Source organism: Cellulomonas chitinilytica (assembly GCF_016862675.1).
In the GTDB taxonomy this organism is placed as follows: Bacteria; Actinomycetota; Actinomycetes; order Actinomycetales; family Cellulomonadaceae; genus Cellulomonas; species Cellulomonas chitinilytica.
The window spans coordinates 51,902-69,774 of record NZ_BONK01000011.1 but is presented as its reverse complement, the minus strand read 5'-3'; the positions used below and the strand labels follow the sequence as shown (position 1 = coordinate 69,774).

Below are 17,873 nucleotides of genomic sequence, written 5' to 3'. Positions count from 1 at the left end.
GAGGCGGCCGTGGCCGTGCCGGACGCACAGCCGGGTCGCAGCCGACGCCTCGGCGTGGCCCCGTGGCAGGCCTTCCTGGTCGGCGGGCTGCTGCTCACGGCCCTCGTCATGGTCGTTCCCGGCTGGCCCGGGGAGGTGCTCTGGGACGTCGTCCCCGTCGTGTCGGTCCTCGCGATGGTGGTCGGCGTCCGACGGCACCGGGCGACCATGACGCGGGCGTGGTGGTGGCTCACGGGCGGCACGGCGGCGTGGGCCGTCGCGGACGTGAGCTGGACGGTCTGGTACGTCGCCGTCGGCGGGGACGCCGACCTCGTCCCGTGGTGGTTCGACGGCTTCTACACGCCGACGTACGTCCTCCTGGTCGTCGGCCTGGCGCTGCTCCCCCGCAACTCCCTGCGCGCACGGCACGAGACCGCGACCATGGACGCCGTCGTCGTGGTCGTCGGTGCCGCGCTGCTCTACTGGGTGCTCGTCTTCCGCGGGTTCCTCGGGGACCGTGCGCTCGAGGACCCCGCCCGCATCCTCGCGGTCGTCTCGCTCTCGATGGGTCTCGCCGTCGTCCTCCTGACGTCACGGCTGTGGTTCCGGTACGGCGGGCGCAACGGCGCGTACACGCTGCTCGGGTGGGGCGTCGCGGCCTCCACCGTCGGGGACGTGCTCTACACCGTGACGCTGCTCGGCGACGGGAACCCGGGCATCTCGCTGCTCGACACGTCCCTCGCGGAGGGGTTCGGCAGCGCGGCCTGGCTCTGCTGGTTCGTGCTCTTCGGGGCCGCCGCGCTGCACCCCGGCGTCGACGGCTCGCCCGACGCGACGCCCAGCCCGGCCCTCACCCTCGTGCGCGGCGTCGTCTTCTTCGTGCTCGCGACCGTCGGGCCCGTCACGTTCCTGTTCACGTTCCGGGCCGGCTCGACGGTGACGCTCGCGTGGAGCGACCTGGCGGTGCCGCTGCTCACCGTCGTGCTGCTGTCGGCGTTCCTCGTGGGCCGTCTCGTCGTCGGGACGAGCGTCGCGCAGCGTCGCGCCATCCAGCTCGACCGGCAGGCGGCACAGCTCTCGCAGGCCCTGCGCGAGCAGGGCTCCCTCCAGCAGCTCCTCAGCCACCAGGCGCTCCACGACCCCCTGACCGGGCTCGGCAACCGCACCCTGTTCACCGACCGCCTCGCGGACCCGGGCCGGGCCGGCGGTGGCGACCGGGCGGTCCTCATGGTCGACCTCGACGGCTTCAAGGGCGTCAACGACGACCACGGGCACCACGCCGGCGACGACCTGCTCACGCAGGCCGGGCGGCGGCTGCGCGGCATGGTCGGCGACCGGGACACGCTCGCGCGCCTCGGTGGCGACGAGTTCGCGCTCGTGCTCGAACGGACCGACGAGGCCGGGGCGCGCGACCGCGCGTGGCAGCTCGTCCGCGCGCTCGGCGAGCCGTTCGTCGTCGACGGGCACGTCGTCCGGGTCAGCGCGAGCGTCGGCGTCCGCGTCGTCGACGGCCCCGTCAGCACCGAGGAGGCCCTGCGGGACGCCGACCTGGCGCTCTACGCGGCCAAGGCCGCCGGCAAGAGCCAGGTGTGCGTCTTCCACCCGCGGATGCGGCTCGAGCAGACGGGCCGCACCCAGCTCGCCGAGGGCCTGCGGGCCGCGCTCAACCGCGACGAGCTCGTCGTGCACTACCAGCCGGTCGTCTCGCTCGACACGGGCGAGGTGCTGTCCGTCGAGGCGCTGCTGCGCTGGGAGTCGCCCGACGGCCTGATCATGCCGGACCGGTTCATCCCCGTCGCCGAGGACACCGGACTCATCGTCCCGGTCGGCGACCACGTCCTGCGCCGGGCGTGCGCCGACGCCCGGCGCTGGTACGACGCGCACGGCGTCGGGCTGCACGTGAACGTCTCGGGCCGCCAGCTCCGGCAGCCCGACGCCGTCGACCGGGTGCTCAGCGCCCTCGAGGACTCAGGGCTGCCGGGGCGGGCGCTCGTGCTGGAGATCACCGAGACCGCCCTGCTCGCCGGAGGCCAGCCGGACGACGCGCTCGTCGTGTCCCAGCTGTCGCGGCTGCGCGAGCACGGCGTCCGGGTCGCGATCGACGACTTCGGCACGGGCTACTCGTCTCTCGCCTACCTGCAGCACCTGCCCGTGGACATCGTGAAGATCGACGGGGCGTTCACCCGGCTGTCCGCCGACCCGGGCGACGAGGCGCGGCGACGTCGTGCCCTCGCCGCCGCGATCGTCGACCTGTGCGCGAGCCTCGACCTGCCCGCGGTCGCCGAGCAGATCGAGACGGACGACGAGGCGGACGCCCTGCGCGCGCTCGGCTGCCCGCACGGCCAGGGCTACCTGTTCGGCCGCCCCGTGCCGCGGGACGAGATCGACACCCTGCTCGGCGGCGCACCTCGCCCCGCGGCCGTGATCCCCACCCCGGTGGGCCCGCGCACCCGGCCCTCCGAGGTGGAGCGCTCGCCCGCGCGGTGACCGGCCGGACGCTCAGGCGCGGCGGAGGCGGCTGACGTCGCGCACGGCACCGCGGTCGGCCGACGTCGCCATCGCCGCGTACGCCTGCAGCGCGGGCGAGACGACGCGGTCGCGGTTCAGCGGCTGCCACGGACGCTCGGACGCCTCCATCTTGGCGCGCCGCTCCGCGAGCACCTCGTCGGGCACGTTGACCCGGATGAGGCGCGTCTCGACGTCGATCTCGATCTCGTCACCGTCCTCGACGAGGCCGATCGTGCCGCCGGCCGCTGCCTCGGGCGAGATGTGCCCGACGGAGATGCCGCTCGAGCCGCCGGAGAACCGGCCGTCCGTGATGAGCGCGCAGACCTTGCCCAGCCCGCGGCCCTTGATGAACGAGGTCGGGTACAGCATCTCCTGCATGCCGGGGCCGCCCGCGGGGCCCTCGTAGCGCACGACGACCACGTGGCCGGGCTGCACCTGCTTGGTGAGGATCTTCTCGACGGCCTCGTCCTGCGACTCGCAGACCAGCGCACGGCCGACGAAGTGGAAGACGTCGGGGTCGATGCCGGCGGTCTTGAGCACCGCCCCGTCCTCGGCCAGGTTGCCGCGCAGGACGGCCAGGCCCCCCTCGACGGTGTACGCGTGCTCGAGGTCGCGGATGCAGCCGTGCGCCGCGTCGGTGTCGAGGCGGTTCCAGCGGTTCTGCGTCGAGAACGCCTGGGTCGTGCGCACTCCCCCGGGCGCCGCGTGGAACAGCTCGACGGCCTTCTCGGTCGCCTTGCCGCCGCGCACGTCCCAGTCGTCGAGCCACGCGCGCAGCGTCGGCGTGTGCACGGAGGTGACGTCGTGGTCGAGCAGCCCGGCGCGGTCGAGCTCGCCGAGCAGCGCCGGGATGCCACCGGCGCGGTGGACGTCCTCCATGTGGAAGCTCGGGTGGTTCGGCGCGACCTTCGACAGGCACGGCACGCGGCGGCTGAGGCCCTCGATGTCGGACAGGTCGAAGTCGACCTCGGCCTCCTGGGCGGCGGCGAGGATGTGCAGCACCGTGTTCGTGGAGCCGCCCATCGCGACGTCGAGCGCCATGGCGTTGGCGAACGCGGCCTTCGTGGCGATCCCGCGGGGGGCGGCCGTGTCGTCCTCGTCCTCGTAGTAGCGGCGGGCCAGCTCGACGATCGTCCGGCCGGCCTCGAGGAACAGCTCGCGGCGGGCCGCGTGCGTGGCGAGCGTCGAGCCGTTGCCGGGCAGCGACAGGCCGAGGGCCTCGGTGAGGCAGTTCATCGAGTTGGCCGTGAACATGCCGGAGCACGAGCCGCACGTCGGGCACGCGGACTCCTCGACGGCGGCCAGCGCCTCGTCGGAGACGTTGTCGTCGGCCGAGTAGTTGATCGCGTTGATGAGGTTCAGCGGGGTGGACGCGATGCCGTCCGCGACGACCGCCTTGCCGGCCTCCATCGGGCCGCCCGAGACGAACACGACCGGGATGTTGAGGCGCAGCGCGGCGTTGAGCATGCCCGGCGTGATCTTGTCGCAGTTCGAGATGCACACGAGGGCGTCCGCGCAGTGCGCGTTCACCATGTACTCGACCGAGTCGGCGATGAGGTCACGGCTGGGCAGCGAGTAGAGCATCCCCGCGTGGCCCATCGCGATGCCGTCGTCGACCGCGATGGTGTTGAACTCCTTGGACACGCCGCCCGCCTCGCGGATCGCGGACGCGACCAGGTCGCCCATGTCCTTGAGGTGCACGTGGCCGGGGACGAACTGCGTGTAGGAGTTGGCGATCGCGATGATCGGCTTCCCGAAGTCCTCCGACCCCATGCCGGTCGCGCGCCACAGGGCGCGGGCGCCGGACATGTTGCGGCCATGGGTGGACGTCCGAGAGCGCAGGGGGCGGCTCATTCCAGCTCCTTCGACACGCGAGAGCAGCCGCGCCGCGCGGCTGCCGCGTCAGGCTACGTCCGCGCGTGGCACGAACCGGGGAGCGTCCGCCCCGTGGTCCACGACCACGGGGCGGACGCGCTGGTCACCTGCTGCCGGACGACGCCTCGATCATCCCGGCGACGATGTCCTGCGCCGTGCCCTGGCCGGCGAACATCGCCGCGATGCCGTCGTTCATCGCCCCGCCGATGCTGCCGCCGTACGCGACGTCGAGCCAGACCTGCACGTACGTGGCGTTGTTCCGGTACTGCAGGAGCGTCTGCATGTTCGGGTCGGAGACGCCCGCCTCGGACCCGAGCGTCACCGGCAGGCCGGAGCCGGTCTCGGCGTACCGCTTCTGCACGTCGACGCTGGCGATGTACTTCAGGAGCTCGACGCACTCCGGGGGCGCGGAGTACGAGCACGAGAACCCGTCGCCGCCGCCGAGCGCCGCGGCCGGGTCACCCTGGCCCCCGTCGACGGTCGGGAACGGGAACCAGCCGAGGTTCTCGCCGAGGGCGTCGCCGCCGGTCAGGCCCCGCATGATGCCCGGCTCCCAGTGGCCCATGAGCTCCATCGCGGCGTTGCCGTTCGCCACGAGCCCGGCCGAGCTGGCCAGGCCCGTCTGCGCCGGCGTGCCGAGGAAGTCCTGCTGGAACGGCTCGGTGGCGAGGAACGCGGCGAGCTGCTCGCCGGCCTGCGTGAAGCACGGGTCCTCGAACCGGAGCTCGACGCCGGCGCGCTTCATGGTGTCGGTGCTGCACTCGCGCAGCGCGAAGTTGTACCAGTAGTGCGCGGCGGGCCACGTGTCCTTGGCACCGACGGCGATCGGCGTGATGCCGGCCTCCTTGAGCTTGCCGACCGCGTCGCCCAAGTCCTCCAGCGTCACCGGCGGCGTCTCGATGCCGGCCTGGGCGAAGAGCGCCTTGTTGTACCAGAAGCCCTCGACGCCGACGCTGTACGGCAGCCCGTACGTCTCCCCGTCGACCTGCCAGGCGGCCGCCGACCCGCCGATGAGGCCGATCTCGTCGAGCACGTCGCGGCTGATGTCCTTGACCTTGCCGTCGACGACCTGGTCGGCGAGGTCGCCGCCGCCCCACTGCTGGAACAGGTCCGGCGGGTCGGCGGACTGCAGGGCGACGGGGATCTTCGTCTTCTGCAGCTCCTCGTTCTGCACGGCGCTCACCTCGACGGTGACGTTCGGGTGGGCCTCCTCGAACTCCCGGGCGACGGAGTCCCAGAAGCCCTTGAGCGGCTCGGCCGTGCCGTTGTGCCACCACGTGAGCGTGACGTGGTCGTTGCTCGGACCGGCCGCCTCGTCGTTCCCGCCGCCGCTGCACGCGGCCAGCAGTGCGGTCGTCGTCGCGAGCGCCACCATCACGCTCACCCGGCGCTTCATCGCCATGCGTCCATTCCCCTTTGTCGTCCTCGTCGACGTGCTGGTCAGCGGGGATCCTGGCAGTCTGGCGACCAGAATTCAATCGTTATCGACAACGTTATCTATCGAAACATGGCGGTGTCCGGATCATCCCCGTACGAGGTCAGTCGACCGGGGGGATCAACCAGCGGACCGTGCGGGTCACCACGTCGCCGGCCACCCGCGACGGCCCCCCGCCGAGCACCGGCCGGGACCGCAGGCCGAGCTCGGACCGCGCCCACCCCGGCAGGGTCGCCGCCGCCCCCGCCGCGAGCCCTCGGTACGCCGGCCGCAGCGCGAGCGGGAGCGGCGGGGTCCGCAGCAGGAAGTCGACCGTCTCGCGGGACTCGTCGGTGGTCCGCAGCTCGGGCCGGTAGGCCTGGATCAGCGCGTCCACCTCCCCCGTCGTCGTCGGCGGCTGCACCACCCCCAGCCCCCGGGCGACGACCGCGGACTGCGCGACGTACTCGTCGTACCCGGCCGCGTCGAGCGGGTGCTCGCCGAACCGGCGGTGCGCCGCGACGAAGCTGTCCACGCCGGCCGCGTGGATCCACGCGAGCAGGTGCGGGTCGTCCGCCGAGTACGGGACACCGTCCGAGGTCACCCCGCGGACGTGCCCGTGCACCCGGCGCACGTGCTGCACCGCCGCCTCGGCGTCGTCCGCCCGCCCGAACGCCGTCATCGCGAGAAACGTGCTCGTGCGCGCCAGACGACCCCACGGGTCCTCACGGAAGCCCGAGAACGACGCGACGGCCGCCATCGCGACCGGGTGCAGCGCCTGCAGGAGCAGCGCACGCAGACCTCCGACGAACATCGCGGCGTCCCCATGCACCACCTGCACCGCCGAGCCCGGGGCGAACCAGCGTGGACCGGGCGCGTGGTGGATGCGGTCGCGCGTCGCGAACCCGTCCGCGCCCGACACCCGTAGGAACAGCACGTCGCCGGCGCGGCGCCGCAGCGACGAGCGGCGCTCGACGGTGGTGGTCACCCCACGATGGTGCGTCGCGCGGCCGGCCGGCGCGACCCGCCTGCCCGCGCGGACGTCAGTGCTGCAGCGCCGCCTCGCTCGCCGACTCGGCGCCCGCCTTGATGTGCCGGGTCACCCACGGCGCGATCGCGAACATGCCGCCCGCGACGGCGAGCGCGACGATGCCGATCCACCCGAAGTACGCGGTGTCGCCGACGTCCTGCGTCGCCTGCACGAGCTGGGCGGTGATCGCGTTGCCGGCGGACGTCGCGAGGAACCACAGCGCCATCGCCTGCCCGCGGAACGCCCGCGGCGCGAGCAGCGTCGTCGCCGCCAGACCCACCGGCGAGAGGCACAGCTCACCGACCGTCTGGATCACGTACACGACGACCAGCACCCACCAGGGCGCCTTCTCCCCCTCGAACACCGCCGACATGCCGGCGAGGAAGACGAAGCTCAGCGCGGCGAACGTCAGGCCCAGCGCGAACTTCACCGCGGTCGGCGGCCGGTCGTCGAGCTTGGTCCAGATCCACGCGAACACGGGCGCGAGGAGGACGATCGAGGCCGGGTTGACCGTCTGGTAGAACTCCGGCGAGATCGTGAAACCGCCGACCGTGAGGTCGGTCCGGTTCTTCGCGAAGCTCGACAGGGTGCTCGACGCCTGCTCGAAGATCATCCAGAACAGCATCGCCGCGACGAACAGAGGGATGTACGCGCGCAGCCGCTGCTTCTCGTGCTCGCTGACCTTCGGTGAGCGGAACATCACCCAGAACGTCGCGATCGGCGCGGCGAACGCCAGGTACGACAGCGCGTCGATCCACGTGCTCACCGTGAACCCGCCGCCCACCACCCAGGCCAGCGCGACGGCGAGCAGGACGCCGACCACGACGGCGAGGACGATCCGCACGGCGCCCGCCCTGTCGGCGACCGTCATGGGGTTCGGCGGGACGTCGCCCGCGCCGCCGAGCAGTCGGCGGCCCATGACGAACACGACCAGCGAGATCCCCATGCCGACGGCCGCGACCGCGAACCCGGCGTGGTACCCGCCCCAGTCGCGCGCGAGGCCGACGAGCAGCGGCGCGAGCAGGGAGCCGATGTTGATGCCCATGTAGTAGATCGAGAACCCGGAGTCCCGGCGCGGGTCGTCGCGGTGGTAGAGCTCGCCGACCATGCTCGACACGTTCGGCTTGAGCAGGCCGGTGCCGAGCGCCACCAGCACGATCCCGAGGAACGAGAAGCGCGGGTTCGGGACGGCGAGCGCGACGTGGCCGGCCGCGATGACGATCCCGCCGTACAGCACCGAGCGCCGGCCGCCGATGAACCGGTCCGCGAGCCACCCGCCGAGCACCGACAGCAGGTAGACGGCCGCGCCGTACACGGCCACGACGGCCTCGCCGGTCGCCTCCGGGAGCCCGAGACCGCCGTTCGCCGCGGTGTCGGTCAGGTAGAACAGCAGGATGGCGCGCATCCCGTAGTAGCTGAACCGCTCCCACAGCTCGGTGTTGAAGAGCGTGAACAGCCCCATCGGGTGCCCGAAGAACGCCCGGTCGCGCGGCAGCACGCGCTCGTCGGTGGTGCTCGCTCCTTGAGCCCCCTCGCTCATGGTCCCCATCGTGGCGGCTCACCCGCCGGTGCGCACGCCTGACGGCCGGGGTAGCGTCGCCCGGTGCCCGTGGTCCTGTGGTTCCGCCGGGACCTGCGGCTGGCCGACCACCCGGCGCTGCACGCCGCGGTGACGCAGGCGCGGGCCGCCGACGACGAGGTCGTCGCCCTGTTCGTCGCCGACCCGGCGCTCTGGCGGCACGCGGGGACGCCGCGGCTCGCCTACCTCGTGCGGTCGTTGCGCGCGCTCGACGAGGCGACCGGCGGGCGGCTCGTCGTCCGGCACGGACCACCGGCGCTCGTCGTCCCGCTCCTCGTGCGCGAGGTCGGCGCGCCGGCCGTGCACGTGACGGCGGCGACCGAGCCGTACGGGCGGCGGCGCGACGACGCCGTCGAGCAGGCGCTCGGGGTGCCGCTGGTGCGGACGGGCTCCCCGTACGCCGTCGCCCCCGGCCGGCTCCGCACGCGCGGCGGCACCCCGTTCCAGGTGTTCACGCCGTTCCGGACGGCCTGGCTGGACCACGGGTGGGCGTCGCCGCCCGGGTCGCCGCACGCGGTGCCGTGGGCGTCCGTGCGGTCCGACGGCGTGCCCGACGAGCCGCGGACCGACGTGGACCTGCCCGAGGCCGGAGAGCGTGCCGCGCTCCGCCGGTGGGGCGCCTTCCTGCGCGACGGGCTCGACGACTACCGCTGGGCCCGCGACCGGCCCGACCTCGACGGCACGTCCGCGATCTCCGTGCACCTGAAGTACGGCGAGCTGCACCCCAGGACCCTCCTGGCCGACCTCGCCGCACGGTCGGCCGGCGCCGGCGCCGAGTCCGTCGCGACCTACCGGTCGGAGCTCGCCTGGCGCGAGTTCCACGCGGACGTGCTGTGGCACCACCCCGGCGCCGCCCACCGGTCGCTGCGCGCCGTCGTTCCCGACGACGCGTGGGCGTCCGGGCCGCAGGCCGACGCGGCGTTCGCCGCGTGGGCGGAGGGCCGCACCGGGTACCCGTTCGTCGACGCGGGGATGCGGCAGCTGCGGGCGACCGGCTGGATGCACAACCGGGTGCGGATGGTCGTCGCGTCGTTCCTGGTCAAGGACCTGCACGTGCGGTGGCAGCGCGGCGCCGAGCACTTCATGACGTGGCTCGTGGACGGTGACGTGCCGCAGAACCAGCTCAACTGGCAGTGGGTCGCCGGGACCGGGCGGGACGCGGCGCCGTACTTCCGGGTCTTCAACCCCGTGAGCCAGGGCGAGCGGTTCGACCCGGACGGCGACTACGTCCGGCGGTGGGTGCCCGAGCTGCGCGGGGTCGCCGGGCCGGCGGTGCACCGGCCGTGGCGGCTCGGCCTCGCCGCGCCCGACGGCTACCCCGCGCCGCTCGTCGACCACGACGTGGAGCGCCGGGTCGCGCTCGAGGACTTCCGCCGGCGGGACCGCTGAGGCGTCAGGGGCGCAGGAGGACCTTCGTCGCGCGGCGCTCGTCCATCGCCGCGTAGGCCTCGGCGACCTCCTCGAGCGGCAGCTCCAGGTCGAACACCACCCCCGGCCGCAGCCGGCCGTCGAGCACCTCGGGCAGCAGCTCCTCGATGTACCCGCGCACCGACGCGACGCCGCCGCGGACCCCGACGTTCGAGTCGAACAGCGTCCGCACGGGAAGCTCCGGCCCACCGGCCGGGACGCCGACGAAGCCGACCTGACCGCCCGGCCGCGCCGAGCGCAGCGCCTGGTCCATCGACTCCTTCGTGCCGACGCACTCGAGCACGACGTCCGGCCCGACGCCGTCGAACAGCTCCTTCAGCCGCGCGACGCCCTCGTCGCCCCGCTCGGGCACCACGTCGGTCGCGCCGAAGGTCCGCGCGATCTCCTGGCGCTGCGGGTGCCGCGACATCGCGACGACGCGCGACGCCCCGAGCCGGCGAGCCGCCAGCACGGCGCACAGCCCGACCGCGCCGTCGCCGACGACGGCGACCGTCGAGCCCGGCCCGACGCCGCCCTGGACGGCCGCGTGGTGACCCGTGCCCATCACGTCGGACAGGGTCAGCAGGTGCGGCACGAGGGCGCGCCCCTCGTCGGACTCGAGGTCCACGCCCGGGACGGCGGCGAGCGTCCCGTCGGCCAGCGGCACCCGCACCCGCTCGCCCTGACCGCCGTCCGCCGACGACCCCTCACCGGTGGTCGAGCCCCACCACCCGCCGTGCTGGCACGAGGTGCTGACGCCGTTGCGGCAGTTCGTGCACGTGCCGTCGCACACGTAGAACGGGGCGATCACGGCGTCGCCGACCGCGACCCGCTCGACGGCGTCGCCGACCTGCTCGACGACCCCGATGAACTCGTGCCCGATCCGCCGCGGCTCGCGGACGGGCTGCACCCCGCGGTACGGCCACAGGTCCGACCCGCAGACGCACGCGGCGACGACCCGCACGACGGCGTCGCGCCCGCTGCCGCCCGCGAGCAGCTCAGGGTCCGGGACGTCCTCGACCCGGACGTCCCTCTCGCCGTGGATGACTGTCGCGCGCATGGTGCTCCTCCGCAGGTGGTGGGGGTCCGCGGCGGGGCGGGCCGACGGCTCGGCCAGTCTAGGAGCGGGTCCGGCCTGGGTCGTCACGGCGCGGGAGTCATGACCTCCGCACGGTGGCCGGCGGCGTCCGCCGACGTCCCGGTGGTCAGACCTGGACGTCGACGGCGTGCACGGCGGGCCGCTCGCGCACGTCCTGCTCGTGGTGCGTGCGCTCGGCGGCCTCGGCCTCGGCGAGGGCGGCGCGGGACGCGGCCCCGGCGTCGCGGAAGTGGCCGACCGTCGCGAGCACCAGGCCGAGCACGGCCCAGGCGACGAGCGCCGTCCAGAGCTGCCCGGTGGCGGCCCGCGGGAAGTACGACTCGTCGCGCAGGAGCGCGGCGGCGGCGCCCGGCGGCATCCACTGGCCGATCGCGCCCCACGGTGCGGGCAGCATCTGCCACGGCTGGGCGGCGGACGCGATCGGGTTGGCGACCAGCAGGAACAGCACGGGACCGATCGCGACGCCGGGCCGCCCGACGATCGACACGACCCCGACGATCACGCCGGCGACCGCCAGGACGGCGAGGCCGATGATGCCCGCGACGACGACGTAGGAGCCGGCGAGCGCGCCGTACCAGCCCTGCAGGACGCCCGCGACGGCGAGGCCGGCGAGCACCGAGTAGGCGGTGACGGCGGTGACCCGGCGCCAGACGCCGACGACGGTCAGCGAGACGGCGATGCCGCCGATCATGCCGCCCATGACGAGCGGGAGCGTGACGGCGCCGATGACCGCGCCGCGCGGGTCGCCCGCGCCGAGAGGCACGACGTCCGTGACCGCGACGGTGACGGGGGCGCCGGTCGCGGCGGAGAGCTGCGCCTGCAGGAAGGGCGCGAGGGCGGAGAGCTGCTGGGCGACGACCGCGCTGGAGGCCGTCGAGACGAGCACCTCGGGTTCGGCGCCGAGGACGATCGCGCCGTAGACCTCGCGGGTCTCGACGAGGTCGAGCGCGGCCTGCCGGTCGTCGGCGGGGACCACGTCCAGCGCGCCGGGGGCACGCTCCTCGAGCGCGGCGGCGACCGGTGCGGTGGCGGCGGCGGGGCCGGCGACCGCGACGGGCAGGTCGTGCGGCTCGGACGTGTGCGCGGGCCACAGGAAGGCCAGCACGAGCACGGTCGCCAGCGTCGTGAGCGCGACGCCGACTCCGAGGAGGCGGCGCCAGGGGGTGTGGGGACGAGGGTCGTGCGACATGGCGGTTGCCTCCTAAACCGAACGTTCGTTCTTTGTCAGGGTAGACCGCCGTCGCCACTTGTCAAGAACGTTCGTTCGTTTTTATGGTGGGCCGTGCCCAAGGTCACCGAGGACTACCGCGCGGCCCGCCGCGACGAGATCGCCGACGCCGCCCTGCGCGCCTTCCGGCGCAAGGGGTTCCAGGCGACGTCGATGGCCGAGATCATCGAGGAGTCCGGGCTGTCCGCCGGGGCCATCTACGGCCACTACCCCAGCAAGGCCGCGCTCGTGGTGGACGTCGCGGCCCGCGTCGTCGGCGGCCGCATCGAGGAGATCGGCCGGCTCGTCGACACGACGCCCATGACGCCCCCGCCGGGACTCGTGCGGGTGCTCGTCACGGCGATGACCCGCGAGCTCGGCAGCCCCTCCGTCATGCTCCAGCTCTGGGGCGAGGCCGTGACCGAGACCGACATCGCCGAGCTCGCGTCGACCGTCCTGGTCCGCCTGATCGACACCTGCACGCACTACACGTCGCTCTGGCACCAGCGGACCCACGGGACGCCGCCCGACGAGGCCGACGCGATCGCCGCCGACCAGGTGCCGCTCCTGCTCGCCGCCGTGCAGGGGTACGTCATCCAGTCGTCGCTCCTGCCCGCGTTCGACGGCGAGGCCTACCTCGCGTCCGTCGAGCGGAACCTGCCGAGCTGACCCGCCGGCAGCGGGGTCAGGACGCGACCTGGGTCGCCCGGTACTCGTCCTCGAGCATCGCCATGTCGATCGCGTCGCACCAGCCGTCGCCGTCGCGGTAGGCGTCCCGGCGGCGGCCCTCCACCCGGAAGCCGATGTTCTCGTACAGGGACTTCGCGCGGGCGTTGATCGCCAGCACGTCGAGCTCCACGCGGTGCAGGCCGAGCCCGTCGAACGCGAAGCCCAGCACGAGCTCGATCCCCTCCGTGCCGTACCCGCGGCCCCGGTAGGCGGGCCGCATCACGAGCCGCATGTTGGCCTTGCGGACCACGTCGTCGATGTCGTTCAGCACGATCTCGCCGAGGAAGTCGTCCGACCCGTTCGCCGTCACGGCGAAGTCGTAGCGGCCCTCCGCCGTCCCACGGCTCGCGCACCAGGCGTCGACCTGCGGTCGCGTGAACGTCGCGGTCGTGCCGGTGAGCCGCCGCCCGTCGGGGTCCGCGAGCATGTCCCACATCGCGTCCGCGTCGTCGGCCCGGATCGGTCGCAGCACGAGCATCTCGCCCTGCAGCGTCGGCTTCTGCATCGGACCACTCCCGTCCGGCACCCGCAGCGGGGTGCCGTCGTCGATCGTAGGGACGTCGTGTGACCGGGATGTTGCGACGAGGGCCGGGCGGCGCGGTCCGCGCCCCCGGCCCTCGTCGATGGTGCGTCAGCCCTGGGCGACGCGCTCCAGCAGGAGCTCGCGGACGCGGCCGGCGTCGGCCTGGCCGCGGGTGGCCTTCATGACGGCGCCGATGATCGCGCCGACCGGGCCGAGGTTGCCGGAGCGGATCTTCTCCGCGATGTCCGGCTGGGCGGCGAGCGCGGCGTCGATGGCCTCGAGCAGCGGGCCGTCGTCGGACACGACCTCCAGGCCCCGGGCGACGACGACCGCCTCCGGGTCGCCCTCCCCCGCGAGCACGCCCTCGAGCACCTGGCGCGCGAGCTTGTCGTTGATCCGGCCGTCGTCGACGAGCTTCTGCAGCGCGGCGATCTGCGCGGGCGTGATCGGCAGCGCCTCGAGCTCGACCTCCTGCTGCTTCGCCGTGCGGGCCAGCTCGCCCATCCACCACTTGCGCGCGGCGGCCGGGCTGGTGCCCCCGGCGACGGTCGCCTCGATGAGCTCGACGGCACCGGCGTTGACGACGTCGCGCATCTCGGCGTCGGCGTAGCCCCACTCGCCCTGCAGCCGGCGGCGGCGGGCCGCGGGCAGCTCGGGCAGCGACGCACGGATCTCCTCGACCCACGCGCGGTCCGGGGCGATCGGCACGAGGTCCGGCTCCGGGAAGTACCGGTAGTCCTCGGCGTCGGACTTGATGCGGCCCGACGTCGTCGTGCCGGTGTCCTCGTGCCAGTGCCGGGTCTCCTGGACGATGCTGCCGCCCTCGTCGAGCACGCCCGCCTGGCGGCCGATCTCGAACCGGACCGCACGCTCGACCGAGCGGAACGAGTTGACGTTCTTGGTCTCCGTGCGGGTGCCGAGCGCGTCCTGCGGGGTGTTCCGGAGCGACACGTTGACGTCGGCGCGGACGTTGCCGCGCTCCATGCGGGCCTCCGAGACGCCCAGCGCCCGGAACAGGTCCCGCAGCGTCTGCACGTACGCCCGCGCGACCTCGGGGGCCCGGGCGCCGGCACCCGTGATGGGCCGCGTGACGATCTCGACGAGCGGGATGCCCGCACGGTTGTAGTCGACCAGCGAGTACTCGGCGCCGTGGATGCGCCCGGTGGAGCCGCCGACGTGCGTGTTCTTGCCGGCGTCCTCCTCCATGTGTGCGCGCTCGATCTCCACGCGGAAGATCGACCCGTCCTCGAGCTCGACGTCGACGTGGCCGTCGAACGCGATGGGCTCGTCGTACTGCGACGTCTGGAAGTTCTTCGGGACGTCCGGGTAGAAGTAGTTCTTCCGCGCGAACCGGCACGTCTCGGCGATCTGGCAGTTCAGCGCCAGGCCGATGCGGATCGCGTACTCGACGGCCGTGCCGTTGACCACCGGGAGCGAGCCCGGCAGGCCGAGCGACACCGGCGTGACGGACGTGTTCGGCTCCTCGCCGAAGCCCGCGGGCGCGCCGTCGAACATCTTGGTGCGGGTGCCGAGCTCCACGTGGACCTCGATGCCGATGACCGGGTCGAACCGGGCCACCGCGTCGTCGTAGTCGACCAGCGTGCTCATCGGGCCACCTCCAGCTCGGGCGCCTGGCTCAGCAGCGGGCCGCCCCAGTTCTTCTCCAGCAGGGCCTCCAGCGCGGCGCCGACGCGGTACAGCCGGTCGTCGGCCTTGGCCGGGGCGAGCACCTGGAAGCCGACGGGCAGGCCGTCGTCGCTCAGGCCGTTCGGCAGGCTGAGCCCCGGCACGCCGGCCAGGTTCGCGGGGATCGTCGCGACGTCGTTGAGGTACATCGCCAGCGGGTCGTCGAGCTTCTCGCCGAGCTTGAACGCCGTGGTCGGCGCCGTCGGCGAGACGAGCACGTCGGCCTGCGCGAACGCGGCGTCGAAGTCGCGCTGGATGAGCGTGCGGACCTTCTGCGCCGAGCCGTAGTACGCGTCGTAGTAGCCCGCCGACAGCGCGTACGTGCCGAGGATGATGCGGCGCTTGACCTCGTCGCCGAAGCCCTGCCCGCGGGTCGCCGACATGACGCGCTCGGCCGTGGGGTTGTCCTCGGGGACGACCCGGAGCCCGAAGCGCATGCCGTCGAACTTCGCGAGGTTGCTCGACGCCTCGCTCGGCATGATCAGGTAGTACGCGCCGAGCGCGTACTCGAAGTGCGGGCAGGAGACCTCGACGATCGTCGCGCCCGCGGCCTCGAGGATCGCGAGCGACTCCTGGAAGCGTGCGAGCACGCCCGCCTGGTAGCCCTCGCCCTGCAGCTCGCGGATGACGCCCACGCGCACGCCGGTCAGGTCGCCCGTCGCGCCCTGACGGGCCGCGGCGACGAGGCCCGGCAGCGGCTCCGCGATCGACGTGGAGTCGAGCGGGTCGTGCCCGCCGATGAGCTCGTGCAGCAGCGCCGAGTCGAGGACCGTGCGGGTCACCGGACCGGCCTGGTCGAGCGACGACGCCATCGCGATGAGCCCGTACCGGGACACCGAGCCGTACGTCGGCTTCACGCCGACCGTGCCTGTGACGGCGCCCGGCTGGCGGATGGACCCGCCGGTGTCGGTGCCGATGGCGAGCGGGGCCTCGTACGCGGCGACCGCGGCGGCGGACCCGCCACCGGACCCGCCGGGGATGCGCGTGAGGTCCCACGGGTTGTGCGTGTTGCCGTACGCGGAGTGCTCGGTCGACGAGCCCATCGCGAACTCGTCCATGTTCGTCTTGCCGAGGATCGGCAGGCCCGCGGCCTTGATCCGCTCGACGAGCGTCGCGTCGTACGGCGGCACCCAGCCCTCGAGGATCTTCGAGCCGGCCGTCGTCGGCAGGCCCTTCGTCACGACGACGTCCTTGACGGCGATCGGGACGCCCGCGAGCGCGTGCAGGTCCTCGCCGGCCGCGCGGCGCTGGTCGACGTCGGCTGCGGTCGCCAGGGCCTCGTCAGCGCTGACGTGCAGGAACGCGTGCACGGCGCCGTCGACGGCGGTGATCCGGTCGAGGTGCGCCTGCGTCGCCTCGACGCTGGACACCTCCCCGGCGGACAGCTTCTCGGCGAGGGTCGCGGCGGAGATCCGCGTCAGGTCGCTCACGCGTCCTCCCCCAGGATCTGCGGGACGAGGAACTTGCCGTCCTGCGACGCCGGGGCGGCGGCCAGCACGGCGTCGCGGTCGACCGGCGCCACGGGCACGTCGGCGCGGAACACGTTGGTCAGCGGGAGGGGGTGGCTGGTGGCCGGCACGTCGGGCGTGGCGATCTCGCTCACGCGGGCGACCGACTCGACGATGACGTCGAGCTCGCCCGCGAGGCGGTCGATCTCCGCCGGCGTGAGGTCGATCCGTGCCAGGCCCGCCACGCGCGCGACCTCGTCGCGAGAGAGGGTGGACATGGCGACGAGTCTAGACGGGGCGCAGGTCGCCGCCGGGCGCCGCGTGCCTACGCTGGGCGGCATGAGCAGCCCCGACGACATGATGGCCGCCGTCACCGCGTCCATGGTCGACAGGACGGGCCGCGACCTCGACGGCTGGGCGACGATCGTCCTGCGCTCCAGCGGGGTCGACCCGCTCGACCAGGTGGCCGTCCGGCGGTGGCTGCGGGACGTGCACGGCGTCCCGCAGAACACCCAGTGGGCCATCGCGTTCGAGGTCGCGCGCCGTGCGGGCTGGGTGCAGCCGACCGTCGACGAGTACGTCGACTCCCAGTACACGGGCCGCAAGGCGGCGTTCCGACCCGTGTACGACGCCGTCGAGGCGGCCCTGCTCGGGCTCGGGGACGACGTCCGCCGCGAGGGGCGCTCGACGTACGTGCCGTTCGTGCGGGCCCGGCAGTTCGCGGCGGTCGCGGCCACCGCGTCGCGGGTCGACGTGGGGCTGCGGTTCGTGTCCGCGCCGTCGAGCGATCGCCTGGTGGTCTCGTCGTTCCCCGGATCGGCCACGCACCGGCTGGTCCTCACCGACGTGGCCGAGGTGGACGACGAGCTCGTCGGGCTGCTCCGGGTCGCGTACGAGCAGAACGGCTGACGGCCCAGACGCGGCCGCGTTCAGGCCGTGTGCTCGACGGCGGCGTGGACGAGGGCCAGCACCGCCTGGGCGTACGCCTCCTCGGCCGTGTCGCCCCAGAAGGACTCCTCGAAGTGCCCGGGGCGCTCCACGACCACCTGGTAGGCGCCGGTGGTCGAGCGGGCCAGGCTGCGGAACGTGCCGCCGAGCAGGTCGCGGAGCTGGTCCTCGCGGGGCAGCCAGATGGCGTCGTCCTGGGCGACCGAGTCGAGCGCCCACTCCGTCGTCCCGTTGAAGCCCAGCACCGTGCCCGTCGGGAACGTGTGCGCCTCGATGGTCATCTCGCTGATCGTGAAGACCTCGCCGTCCATCTCCGGCTGCAGCACCGCGAACCGGTCGCCGGACGTGGGGTGCCAGCGCAGCCCGGCGTTGCGCAGGAGCAGGGCGAGATCGACGGAGATCATCGACTCAGTATCCGACCGTCCGACCGGGGCTGCAGAG

Annotated in this window: 15 protein-coding genes; 4 read left to right on the top strand and 11 right to left on the bottom strand. The window is 73.7% G+C overall.

Annotation, left to right across the window (positions count from 1 at the left end; all coding sequences use genetic code 11):
* The first annotated feature begins 9 nt into the window (after nucleotides 1-9).
* A complete protein-coding gene (locus Cch01nite_RS22940) occupies nucleotides 10-2,466 on the top strand; it encodes a putative bifunctional diguanylate cyclase/phosphodiesterase (protein WP_275407217.1) in 2,457 nt (818 codons plus the stop codon).
* 12 nt (nucleotides 2,467-2,478) lie between these two features.
* Here Cch01nite_RS22940 and ilvD read toward each other — a convergent pair whose 3' ends face one another.
* From ilvD to Cch01nite_RS15565, 4 genes are all read right to left on the bottom strand, one after another.
* The gene (gene ilvD / locus Cch01nite_RS15580; protein ID WP_203757031.1) at nucleotides 2,479-4,341 is read right to left on the bottom strand and encodes a dihydroxy-acid dehydratase; all 1,863 of its coding nucleotides are present in this window, start codon (nucleotides 4,339-4,341) and stop codon (nucleotides 2,479-2,481) included.
* A 124-nt stretch (nucleotides 4,342-4,465) separates the two neighbouring features.
* Nucleotides 4,466-5,764 (bottom strand): extracellular solute-binding protein, encoded by a 1,299-nt coding sequence (locus tag Cch01nite_RS15575; protein WP_203757025.1) that lies wholly within the window; start codon nucleotides 5,762-5,764, stop codon nucleotides 4,466-4,468.
* 136 nt (nucleotides 5,765-5,900) lie between these two features.
* Nucleotides 5,901-6,764, bottom strand: coding sequence for an oxygenase MpaB family protein (locus Cch01nite_RS15570; RefSeq protein ID WP_203757016.1), 864 nt, complete (start codon nucleotides 6,762-6,764; stop codon nucleotides 5,901-5,903).
* A gap of 55 nt (nucleotides 6,765-6,819) precedes the next feature.
* Nucleotides 6,820-8,346, bottom strand: a complete 1,527-nt coding sequence (locus tag Cch01nite_RS15565) for a peptide MFS transporter (RefSeq protein WP_239070747.1) — start codon at nucleotides 8,344-8,346, stop codon at nucleotides 6,820-6,822.
* A gap of 63 nt (nucleotides 8,347-8,409) precedes the next feature.
* Here Cch01nite_RS15565 and Cch01nite_RS15560 point away from each other — a divergent pair, with 63 nt between their 5' ends.
* On the top strand, nucleotides 8,410-9,774 hold the full coding sequence (locus tag Cch01nite_RS15560) for a cryptochrome/photolyase family protein (protein WP_203757012.1): 1,365 nt from the start codon (nucleotides 8,410-8,412) through the stop codon (nucleotides 9,772-9,774).
* A gap of 4 nt (nucleotides 9,775-9,778) precedes the next feature.
* Here Cch01nite_RS15560 and Cch01nite_RS15555 read toward each other — a convergent pair whose 3' ends face one another.
* Entirely contained in the window at nucleotides 9,779-10,852 is a 1,074-nt protein-coding gene (locus Cch01nite_RS15555) for a zinc-dependent alcohol dehydrogenase family protein (protein ID WP_203757010.1), read from the bottom strand.
* Nucleotides 10,853-10,997: 145 nt separating this feature from the next.
* Nucleotides 10,998-12,080 (bottom strand): hypothetical protein, encoded by a 1,083-nt coding sequence (locus Cch01nite_RS15550; protein WP_203757008.1) that lies wholly within the window; start codon nucleotides 12,078-12,080, stop codon nucleotides 10,998-11,000.
* A gap of 93 nt (nucleotides 12,081-12,173) precedes the next feature.
* Between Cch01nite_RS15550 and Cch01nite_RS15545 the strand changes: the two genes are divergently transcribed.
* Nucleotides 12,174-12,767, top strand: coding sequence for a TetR/AcrR family transcriptional regulator (locus Cch01nite_RS15545; protein WP_203757006.1), 594 nt, complete (start codon nucleotides 12,174-12,176; stop codon nucleotides 12,765-12,767).
* Nucleotides 12,768-12,783: 16 nt separating this feature from the next.
* Here the strand turns inward: Cch01nite_RS15545 and Cch01nite_RS15540 are convergent, their stop codons facing one another.
* The 4 genes from Cch01nite_RS15540 to gatC all read right to left on the bottom strand — a co-directional run bounded on the left by Cch01nite_RS15540 (nucleotide 12,784) and on the right by gatC (nucleotide 16,762).
* Complete coding sequence (locus Cch01nite_RS15540) at nucleotides 12,784-13,332, bottom strand: GNAT family N-acetyltransferase (protein WP_203757004.1); 549 nt, start codon at nucleotides 13,330-13,332, stop codon at nucleotides 12,784-12,786.
* Nucleotides 13,333-13,458: 126 nt separating this feature from the next.
* Nucleotides 13,459-14,958, bottom strand: coding sequence for an Asp-tRNA(Asn)/Glu-tRNA(Gln) amidotransferase subunit GatB (gene gatB / locus Cch01nite_RS15535; protein ID WP_203757002.1), 1,500 nt, complete (start codon nucleotides 14,956-14,958; stop codon nucleotides 13,459-13,461).
* Nucleotides 14,955-16,466 (bottom strand): Asp-tRNA(Asn)/Glu-tRNA(Gln) amidotransferase subunit GatA, encoded by a 1,512-nt coding sequence (gene gatA, locus Cch01nite_RS15530; protein ID WP_203757000.1) that lies wholly within the window; start codon nucleotides 16,464-16,466, stop codon nucleotides 14,955-14,957. The genes gatB and gatA overlap by 4 nt, the downstream gene beginning before the upstream one ends.
* Nucleotides 16,463-16,762 carry an Asp-tRNA(Asn)/Glu-tRNA(Gln) amidotransferase subunit GatC gene (gene gatC / locus Cch01nite_RS15525; protein ID WP_203756998.1) on the bottom strand — a complete coding sequence of 100 codons (300 nt, stop codon included), beginning with the start codon at nucleotides 16,760-16,762 and terminating at the stop codon, nucleotides 16,463-16,465. Before gatC ends, gatA begins: the two co-directional genes overlap by 4 nt.
* A 61-nt stretch (nucleotides 16,763-16,823) precedes the next feature.
* Between gatC and Cch01nite_RS15520 the strand changes: the two genes are divergently transcribed.
* Nucleotides 16,824-17,393 carry a DUF5655 domain-containing protein gene (locus Cch01nite_RS15520; RefSeq protein WP_203756996.1) on the top strand — a complete coding sequence of 190 codons (570 nt, stop codon included), beginning with the start codon at nucleotides 16,824-16,826 and terminating at the stop codon, nucleotides 17,391-17,393.
* A gap of 20 nt (nucleotides 17,394-17,413) precedes the next feature.
* On the opposite strand, the gene Cch01nite_RS15515 is transcribed toward Cch01nite_RS15520, so the two are convergent.
* Complete coding sequence (locus Cch01nite_RS15515; protein ID WP_203756994.1) at nucleotides 17,414-17,836, bottom strand: pilus assembly protein CpaE; 423 nt, start codon at nucleotides 17,834-17,836, stop codon at nucleotides 17,414-17,416.
* Between the last annotated feature and the right edge of the window lie 37 nt (nucleotides 17,837-17,873).

What these genes read in the sequence shown, in the direction of transcription:
- ilvD (WP_203757031.1), bottom strand. Translation starts at nt 4,341, where the DNA reads ATGAGCCGCCCCCTGCGCTCTCGGACGTCCACCCATGGCCGCAACATG.
- Cch01nite_RS15575 (WP_203757025.1), bottom strand. Translation starts at nt 5,764, where the DNA reads ATGGCGATGAAGCGCCGGGTGAGCGTGATGGTGGCGCTCGCGACGACG.
- Cch01nite_RS15565 (WP_239070747.1), bottom strand. Translation starts at nt 8,346, where the DNA reads ATGAGCGAGGGGGCTCAAGGAGCGAGCACCACCGACGAGCGCGTGCTG.
- Cch01nite_RS15555 (WP_203757010.1), bottom strand. Translation starts at nt 10,852, where the DNA reads ATGCGCGCGACAGTCATCCACGGCGAGAGGGACGTCCGGGTCGAGGAC.
- Cch01nite_RS15550 (WP_203757008.1), bottom strand. Translation starts at nt 12,080, where the DNA reads ATGTCGCACGACCCTCGTCCCCACACCCCCTGGCGCCGCCTCCTCGGA.
- Cch01nite_RS15540 (WP_203757004.1), bottom strand. Translation starts at nt 13,332, where the DNA reads ATGCAGAAGCCGACGCTGCAGGGCGAGATGCTCGTGCTGCGACCGATC.
- gatB (WP_203757002.1), bottom strand. Translation starts at nt 14,958, where the DNA reads ATGAGCACGCTGGTCGACTACGACGACGCGGTGGCCCGGTTCGACCCG.
- gatC (WP_203756998.1), bottom strand. Translation starts at nt 16,762, where the DNA reads ATGTCCACCCTCTCTCGCGACGAGGTCGCGCGCGTGGCGGGCCTGGCA.
- Cch01nite_RS15520 (WP_203756996.1), top strand. Translation starts at nt 16,824, where the DNA reads ATGAGCAGCCCCGACGACATGATGGCCGCCGTCACCGCGTCCATGGTC.
- Cch01nite_RS15515 (WP_203756994.1), bottom strand. Translation starts at nt 17,836, where the DNA reads ATGATCTCCGTCGATCTCGCCCTGCTCCTGCGCAACGCCGGGCTGCGC.